Annotated in this window: 8 protein-coding genes; 4 read left to right on the forward strand and 4 right to left on the reverse strand. The window is 66.6% G+C overall.

Annotation, left to right across the window (positions count from 1 at the left end; translation table 11 throughout):
• Positions 1-50: 50 nt before the first annotated feature.
• The 3 genes from ACFWU5_RS09230 to ACFWU5_RS09240 all read left to right on the forward strand — a co-directional run bounded on the left by ACFWU5_RS09230 (position 51) and on the right by ACFWU5_RS09240 (position 1,863).
• Positions 51-272, forward strand: coding sequence for a type II toxin-antitoxin system HicA family toxin (locus tag ACFWU5_RS09230; RefSeq protein WP_379239739.1), 222 nt, complete (start codon positions 51-53; stop codon positions 270-272).
• The gene (locus ACFWU5_RS09235) at positions 269-667 is read left to right on the forward strand and encodes a hypothetical protein (RefSeq protein ID WP_379239740.1); all 399 of its coding nucleotides are present in this window, start codon (positions 269-271) and stop codon (positions 665-667) included. The genes ACFWU5_RS09230 and ACFWU5_RS09235 overlap by 4 nt, the downstream gene beginning before the upstream one ends.
• Before the next feature lie 161 nt (positions 668-828).
• Positions 829-1,863, forward strand: a complete 1,035-nt coding sequence (locus ACFWU5_RS09240; RefSeq protein WP_379266694.1) for an ATP-grasp domain-containing protein — start codon at positions 829-831, stop codon at positions 1,861-1,863.
• A 3-nt stretch (positions 1,864-1,866) separates the two neighbouring features.
• Here the strand turns inward: ACFWU5_RS09240 and ACFWU5_RS09245 are convergent, their stop codons facing one another.
• Positions 1,867-2,514 (reverse strand): TetR/AcrR family transcriptional regulator C-terminal domain-containing protein, encoded by a 648-nt coding sequence (locus tag ACFWU5_RS09245; protein WP_379266695.1) that lies wholly within the window; start codon positions 2,512-2,514, stop codon positions 1,867-1,869.
• Between the two features lie 87 nt (positions 2,515-2,601).
• Between ACFWU5_RS09245 and ACFWU5_RS09250 the strand changes: the two genes are divergently transcribed.
• Positions 2,602-3,606, forward strand: a complete 1,005-nt coding sequence (locus tag ACFWU5_RS09250; protein ID WP_379266696.1) for an NAD(P)-dependent alcohol dehydrogenase — start codon at positions 2,602-2,604, stop codon at positions 3,604-3,606.
• Positions 3,607-3,672: 66 nt separating this feature from the next.
• Here the strand turns inward: ACFWU5_RS09250 and ACFWU5_RS09255 are convergent, their stop codons facing one another.
• The 3 genes from ACFWU5_RS09255 to ACFWU5_RS09265 all read right to left on the reverse strand — a co-directional run bounded on the left by ACFWU5_RS09255 (position 3,673) and on the right by ACFWU5_RS09265 (position 7,291).
• Positions 3,673-5,670 (reverse strand): 5-oxoprolinase/urea amidolyase family protein, encoded by a 1,998-nt coding sequence (locus ACFWU5_RS09255; protein WP_379266713.1) that lies wholly within the window; start codon positions 5,668-5,670, stop codon positions 3,673-3,675.
• Positions 5,671-5,930: 260 nt separating this feature from the next.
• Complete coding sequence (locus tag ACFWU5_RS09260) at positions 5,931-6,545, reverse strand: urea amidolyase associated protein UAAP2 (RefSeq protein ID WP_379266697.1); 615 nt, start codon at positions 6,543-6,545, stop codon at positions 5,931-5,933.
• Positions 6,542-7,291 carry a DUF1989 domain-containing protein gene (locus ACFWU5_RS09265; protein WP_379266698.1) on the reverse strand — a complete coding sequence of 250 codons (750 nt, stop codon included), beginning with the start codon at positions 7,289-7,291 and terminating at the stop codon, positions 6,542-6,544. The genes ACFWU5_RS09260 and ACFWU5_RS09265 overlap by 4 nt, the downstream gene beginning before the upstream one ends.
• Between the last annotated feature and the right edge of the window lie 177 nt (positions 7,292-7,468).

Consider the following 7,468-nt stretch of genomic DNA (forward strand, 5'->3'; position numbering starts at 1 on the left):
AACTGCTAGCCAGCTTGCCGCTGAGGGTGCTACCTTGATAGCGTTGATCAATGATTGCGGAGCAACCGACCAGGAAGGTCCTGCAAGCCCTGAAGAAGGAGGGCTGGTCGAAACTGCGCGATGGAGCGGGTAGCCACTCGATATACGGCTGCCGCGCAGGCAAGCACGACGTGAGCGTTCCCGATGGTCATCGAACTATCTCGCCAGGGGTGGTTCGAACCATCAACAAGGCGATGGCGGCGTGCGATTGCCCGGAGGAGGACGAATCATGAGCACTGCAATCACCTACGACGTACACGCGAACCGGGTCGGCCGGTGGTGGGAAATCACCGTCCCCGACGTGTACGGCGACGATCCGTGTGGGCAGGCGAGGCATCTTACGGATGTGGGCTACGAGGCGCGCACGATCATCGCCGCAAAGCTGGATGTGCCGCTGTCGCAGGTCGAAACGAGACTGATCGTCGATGACTTCGGCGACGCACGTGATGTCAGCGGCCGGGTTGAGCACATCAGCGACCTCCGTTCGAAGATCGAGCGTCTCACCGAAGAATTGAACGAAGAGCAGCGTTCGCTCGTCAGGGAACTGCGCCGTGAGGAAGTTCCCGATGTCGATGTCGCGACGTTGCTCAACGTCGCGCGTCAGCGGATCGGCCAGCTCGCGAAGTAGGGGGCGGCCCGGGCGAAATCGTGACGTCGGGTCCTTCTGCTCGCAATGTGCTCGAAGCATAACCGGGATAGGGTCCGGTTCTCTTCGAGAACAGGATGGGAGCGGTCGGTATTACGCTTCGGGTTTGGCTGAGCAGTGCTGGTGCGGCATCGGTTCAGGTTATGCGGTTGCTGCGGGAGAATCCCGATGGCGTCGAGGTCAGTATCTATGCCAGCAATGTGGATCCGAGTGCGGTCGCGTTGTCGGCGTGCGATGTGGCGGGGATCGAACCTCGGCATGTCAGCAATGAGGAATACGCGCAGTTCGCGCTCGAGTTCTGTCGGGCGCACCGCATCGACGTGCTCATTCCGCCGCGTCGGCTGGACGCGCTCGCGGGCCGGATCGCGGACTTCGCGGCGATCGGCACCGCGGTGATGTGTTCACCGTTGTCGGCGGTGACGGCGTTGACCAGTAAGGTGCTCACTTACGAAATCGCCGGTGCGGCGGGCATTCCCGTGCCACCGTGGCGGGAGGTGACCACCGCGGACGAGTTCCACACCGCAGTCGACGAGTTGTCGCTGACGGGGGAGACGCTGTGCATCAAGCCCAGCGGTGAGTATTCGGCCTTCGGGTTCCGCATCCTCGACGATCGCCCGCTGACCATGGCGAACCTGCGCGTGGCGCCACGGCCGGTCGCCTCGGTCGAGGCGGTGGCGGGGGCGATGCGACGGGCCGCGGCGGAGGGCGAACCCGCGCTGCCGCTGCTGGTGATGCCGTTCCTGGAAGGGCCGGAGATCAGTATCGACTGCCTGTCCGCGCCGGGAGGTGAACTGCTGGTGGGCATTCCGCGCGCCAAGCAGGGTCGCTTCCGCATTCTGTTGGACGATCCTGCGGCGGTCGCCATCGCGCGAGACATGGTCGAGCACTTCGAACTGGCCTATCTGACCAATGTCCAATTGCGTTATCGTGCTGGACAACCGGTGCTGCTCGAGGCGAATCCACGTCCCTCGGCCGGCCTGTTCCACACGGAATTCGCCGATATGAATCTGCCGTGGGCGGCGGTTCGGCTTCTGGTGCAGGGTGATTCGGGTCTGCGTGAGCCGCCGAGGCTGGGTGCGCGTCTCGCGGTGGCCGAGGCGGTCATGGAGGTCACGGCTGGGCTGGACAGGCCTGTGCCCAGCGGGTTGCGCAGGAGTGTGGACTTGGTCGCGGGCTGATTCTCAGCGGGACCCACTCTGAATCAGGCGGCTCAACCCGTCCAGGAGTAGATCGAGGCCGAACGTGAAATCGGCTGTACCGGAGTGGGTTCCGTTGATGACCAGGCTGGCGAGGGCGTGCATGTGGGGGTGGGTCTCGATGGGGATCAGGGGCAGGAATTGTTGTGCCGCGCTCGCGTATTCGTCGGGGGCGAGGGGGAAGTTGATGGCCTGCAGCGTGAATCCGTAGATGTGGCTGTCCAGGGCGTTCCAGGCGCGATCGGCCTGTTCGTAGGTGAAGCCCGCGGCGAGTAGGCAGCCCAGCGTGGCGTCGACGTAGCGGAGCATGGCGGGGCCGACATTGACACGGGAGCCGAGCAGGCCGGTGGCCCAGCGGTGGCGCAGCAGGACCTCGTGGGCGGAGGTGGCGCGCTGGCGCAGCTCGGCTTGCCAGTCGCCGCCGGTTTCGGGCACGTAGATCTCGGCGACGACCAGGTCGATGATGCCGTCGAGCAGGTCGTCCTTGTTGGCGACGTGGTTGTACAGCGACATCGCCTCCACCCCGACCGCCTTGGCCAACCTGCGCATCGACAGGGCGTCCAGGCCCTCCTGGTCGGCGAGGTCGATCGCCGCGCGCAGGACTCGTTCTCTGGTGAGGGGAGTGCGCGGCATGTGGGGTTCCTTCCTTGACCTACTTACGGCGTAAGCGTACCGTCTCGCAGTAGAGACTTACGCTGTAAGTGCGAGATGAGGGACGTCATGACCGATGTGGATACGGCTTCGATGACCGCGTGGATTGCGCCCCGGTACGGCGGCGGTGAGGTGTTGCGCAGCGAGATCGTGCCGCGGCCGACGCCGGGGGAGTGCGAGGTGGTGGTCCGGGTGCGGGCGGCGTCACTGTGTAGCGGGGACCTGCATCTGCTCACCGGGACGCCGTATCTGCTGCGGTTGGGGTTCGGATTGCGCAGGCCCAAGCATCCGATGATCGGGCAGAATCTGGCGGGCGAAGTTGTCGCGGTCGGTGGGCGTGTGACCGAATTTGCCGTCGGTGACCGGGTTTTCGGCGAAGTGCCCAGTGGTGCATTCGCCGAATATGTCCTCGCTGATGTCGGGTGCTTCGCTGCTGTTCCTGCCTCGATCGGATGGGAAGAGGCTGCGGCCGTACCGGATTCAGGCATGACCGCGCTACAAGGCCTCCGTGACATCGGCAAGGTTGGCCCGGGGCAGCGGGTGCTGATCAACGGCGCATCGGGCGGAGTCGGCAGTTTCGCGGTGCAGCTCGCGAAAGTACTCGGCGCGCACGTGACCGCCGTCTGCAGCACCCGGCACATCGAGATGGTGCGAAGCATCGGCGCGGACGTCGTAATCGACTACACCACTGACGATTTCGCGGCATCGCCCTTCCGCTACGACGCGATCTTCGACCTCGCCGGCAACCGCAAGCTGCGCGACTACCTCCGCGCACTCACCCCCGACGGCGTCTACGTCTCCTCCGCCGCAGCCCCCGGCGACAACTGGCTGGGCCCCGTCCGCTGGCTCGCCTCGGTCGTGCTCGTCAACCTGTTCACCCGCCGAACCCTCAAACCCCTCCTGATGCGCCCGGCGTCCGGCGACCTGAACTACCTGGCCACGCTGGTCGTCGAAGGCACACTCCGCCCGGTCATCCAGCGCCGATACCCCCTCGCCGAAGCCGCCGCCGCCATCGCAGCCTTCGCCGAAGGCCACGCATCCGGCAAAACCGTCCTCCTCGCACTGGACGATTGATCACCACGCTCTCAGCGAGGCAAAACCCAGAAATGGCCACGCTGAGAGCGTGATGATCTTGATCGGTCAGTCTAGTTCGCCTGCGGTGCGCCAGGATTGGCGTTCTTCGGCGAAGGCTTCGGCTTGGGTGGCGCGGAAGTCGGTGATGGACGTGTCGTTGTCGGCTAGGAACTTGCGGTAGTCGGCTAGGCGGAATTCGCCGGATTCGGTGGGGATGTCCACCTTGCCTGCGGCGAAGTCGGCGCGCAGGTCCAGGAGTTCGTAGGGCTCGACGGGGTGCCAGCGGATTCTGTCGAAATAACGTAGGAGCCAAGGAGTTTCGGTGGGGAAGTGGTCGACGCCGGGGCCCGCGGTGCCGGTGGGGCGGGCTCGGTGGTTCCAGACCTGGGTGGTGCGGCCCACGAATTGGTAGCCGCCGGGGCCTTCCATGCCGTAGATGCACAGGTAGGCGCCGCCGATGCCGACCGCGTTTTCGGGGGTCCAGGTGCGGGCGGGGTTGTATTTGGTGGTGACCAGGCGGTGGCGGGGGTCGGTGGGGGTGGCTACGGGGGCGCCGAGGTAGACGTCGCCCAGGCCCAGGACCAGGTACTCGGCGTCGAAGACGGTGTTGTAGACGTCGTCGACGGAGTCCAAGCCGTTCATGCGGCGGATGAATTCGATGTTCCACGGGCACCAGGGGGCGTCGGCTCGGACGCCGTGCATGTAGCGGGTGATGGCTTCGCGGGTGGCGGGGTCGTCCCACGACAGGGGCAGGTGGACCGTGCGACTCGGGACAACCAGTTGGTCCGAATTCGGTAGTTGCGCTTCGGCTTCGGCGAGTAGGTCGAGTAGGTGGGGGATCGGCAGGACGGCCGGGTCGACCCTGATCTGCAGTGAGCGGATGCCGGGGGTGAGCTCGATGACGCCGCGTAGGCCGATCGCGATGAGGTGCTGGTGTAGGGCGTGGACTCGGGCGCGCAGGCCCAGATCCAAAGTGAGGGTGCCGTATTCGACGAGGACGCCGTCGTCGCCTTGGCGGCGGTAGGTCACGCCGGTTTCGTCGTCGACTTCGGTGCGGCGCAGGATGCCGTCGTCGCCGTCACGGCCTGCTGAGAGGACGGAACCGAAGCCGGCACGCCGTCGCGCGCCGAGTTCGGCTGCGGGAGCGGCATGTTCGGAGCGGATGGGGACGAAGCGGACTTTGTCGCCGGGGGTGAGTTGGCCCAGTTTCCAGCGGTCGGCGGCGACAACTGTTACGGGACAGACGAATCCGCCGAGGCTGGGGCCGTCGGGGCCGAGCAGGATCGGGGTGTCGCCGGTGAAGTCTAGGGCGCCGACGGTGTAGGCGTTGTCGTGGATGTTCGACGGGTGCAGGCCCGCTTCGCCGCCGTCGGTGCGGGCCCATTCGGGTTTGGGGCCGATGAGGCGGACACCGGTGCGGTCGGAGTTGAAGTGCACTTCGTAGTCGGTGTTGACGATGGTGTCGAAGTCGTTGCGGGTGAAGAACTCTGGTGCGCCGTGGGGACCCTCGGTGACGGCGAGTTCCCAGCGGTGGGAGAAGGCGGGATGGTCGGACATCGGGATGGCGGGGGCGAGGCGGGTCGACGGTGCGCCCAGCGCGAGCGAGTCATCGGTGCGCAGTGCGGCACCCGTTCCGCCGCCGAACTTTCCGAGAGTGAATGTTGCCGCGCTGCCAAGGAATTCGTCTACGTCGATGCCGCCGGAGATCAGGATGTAGGTGCGCATGCCGGGACCGCGGATCGCGCCGACGTCGAGCACGCCGCCCGCCGGGACCTCGACGGTCCGCCATTGCTCGACCGGGACGCCGTCCACACGGACATCGGCGACCGCGCCGGTCACACACACCCAGGTCGCCGCCGAGAAGCGCAGTGCGGGTCCGCCGAGCGTGCACTCCAAACCTGCTGCGCCTTCGGCATTTCCGAGTACTCGGTTGCCGAGTCGGAAGGACAAGTCGTCCATCGGGCCGGACGGTGGAACTCCGATGTGCCAGTAGCCGATTCGGCCCGGCCAATCTTGCACGGTGGTCTGCATTCCGGGGCGTATGACATCTATGCGCCGCTGAATGGGCGACGACACCGACGGAGTGTTGGCCGTCGTTACCGGGACCGCGCCTGCCGTCTCGACTTCGCCGGTGCCTGCGACAGGGGACTTGTTCTGGCCGACAACCGACGTCGTGGTCGACGATGCGATTGTGGTGCCCTGCGTGGGGATCTCGGCCGCGTCGACGCCCGAGCTCTGGGCGGGGGCGTCGGTGAGCTCGCCCGGCGCCAGGGGATTCGACGGGGCGAGGTCGGCAGCGCACTCGACCTGGGTGTCGGTGACGCTCATCGGGTCACCACCATGTGTACGGGCGTCGGGTCGAAACCGTTGCAGGGGTTGTTGATCTGGGGGCAGTTGGAGACCAGGACCAGGGTGTCGATCTCGGCGCGGAGGGTGAGTTTCTTGCCCGGGGCGGACATGCCGTCGACGATGCCGAGGGTGCCGTCGGGTTCTACGGGGACATTCATGAACCAGTTGATATTGGAGACCAGGTCGCGTTTGCCAAGGCCCCATTCGAGGGCTGCGGTGAGGAAGTTCTCCACGCAGGCGTGCTGGTGGCGGGTGTGGTGGCCGTAACGCAGGGTGTTGGACTCCTGGGAGCAGGCACCCGCGATGGTGTCGTGGTTGCCGACCTCGTCGGCGACGACCGTCATCAACGGGGTGCCGTTCTCGGTCAGCAGGACACTGCCGGTGGTGAGGAAGATGTTGCGCTGGGCGGCGACGGTGGCCTGGGCGCTGTAGCGGTCGGTGTGGTCGGCGGCGGAGTAGAGCAGGCAGTCCACGGCCTGGTTGCCGTGCAGGTCGATGATGTCGAGGTGGTCGCCCGCGCGGACGATCGCCGACCACGGTGCCAGGGCGGGGACGGTCTCGTCGAGGACGACGGTGCGGGTGGCGGTCATGCCGGAACCTCCCAGTTCTGTGCGGCCGACCAGGCGGCTTCGGTGTTGTCCACTGCGCGTTGGTATTCGGGGTCGGAGTTGGTGGTGTTCAGGTCGGCGGGGGAGGGCCAGGCGAGGAGGTCGAGGTCGCCGGTGGGGCGGTCGTCTAGGGGGTGGGGGGCGTTGGCGATGAGCAGGGTGACCGGCAGGTGGACGATCAGGTCGAGGGTCGCGCCCGCGGGGCCGTTGCCGGTCGACTCGATGGCACCGTTGTTCGCGACCCGCGCGCCGCGGAACAGGGCGATCGATCCGCCGATGTCGCGGGGTTCGAGGCCCTGTTTGGCAGCGGCGAGGTGGAGTTGGTGGCGGGCTGCGGTGGTGGGGCCGCACAGGGTGTCGTGGTGGGCTGATGTGTCGTCGAGGACGGTGGCCAGGACTCGGCCCTGGTCCGACAGCAGGGGGTGGCCTTGGCTGAGGTAGGCCTGCCACGGGACCTTGATGGTGTCGGCGACGTTGAGGCGCTCCCAGGGGGAATCGGCGCGTAGGAGGAATAGGTGGGCGCAGGTGGTGCCGGAGGGGTCGGCGAGGTGGATGTGGGTGCCGCGGCCGAGCACGAGGTTGGCGTAGCCGCCGGGGGGGATGCGTTGTGCGACGAGGAGGTTGGTGGGGTTGATGCCTTGTGGGGGTTCGGGGAGGGTTGGGGTTGCTGTTGCGGCTTGGGCGCGGGCGTGGGTGCGGGCGGCGGTGGTGGAGTGGGTGGTTGTCATCGGTACCTCCTGTGGTGGTGGGTCCAGGCAGGTTGGTGGGTGGGGCAGAGCTTCAGGGTTTGGGTGGTCCCGGGTTGTTTGAGGCTGTGTTTTTGGAGCGCTGGCGCGCTCGAGCGCGGCCCCTGGGGGGCCGCGAGTTAGCCACCGTTGCTTGAGGCTGCGCCTCGGACGCAACGG

This window comes from Nocardia sp. NPDC058640, assembly GCF_042716995.1.
Taxonomy (GTDB): Bacteria; Actinomycetota; Actinomycetes; order Mycobacteriales; family Mycobacteriaceae; genus Nocardia.

What these genes read in the sequence shown, in the direction of transcription:
- ACFWU5_RS09265 (WP_379266698.1), bottom strand. Translation starts at nt 7,291, where the DNA reads ATGACAACCACCCACTCCACCACCGCCGCCCGCACCCACGCCCGCGCC.
- ACFWU5_RS09230 (WP_379239739.1), top strand. Translation starts at nt 51, where the DNA reads ATGATTGCGGAGCAACCGACCAGGAAGGTCCTGCAAGCCCTGAAGAAG.
- ACFWU5_RS09245 (WP_379266695.1), bottom strand. Translation starts at nt 2,514, where the DNA reads ATGCCGCGCACTCCCCTCACCAGAGAACGAGTCCTGCGCGCGGCGATC.
- ACFWU5_RS09260 (WP_379266697.1), bottom strand. Translation starts at nt 6,545, where the DNA reads ATGACCGCCACCCGCACCGTCGTCCTCGACGAGACCGTCCCCGCCCTG.
- ACFWU5_RS09240 (WP_379266694.1), top strand. Translation starts at nt 829, where the DNA reads ATGCGGTTGCTGCGGGAGAATCCCGATGGCGTCGAGGTCAGTATCTAT.
- ACFWU5_RS09250 (WP_379266696.1), top strand. Translation starts at nt 2,602, where the DNA reads ATGACCGATGTGGATACGGCTTCGATGACCGCGTGGATTGCGCCCCGG.
- ACFWU5_RS09235 (WP_379239740.1), top strand. Translation starts at nt 269, where the DNA reads ATGAGCACTGCAATCACCTACGACGTACACGCGAACCGGGTCGGCCGG.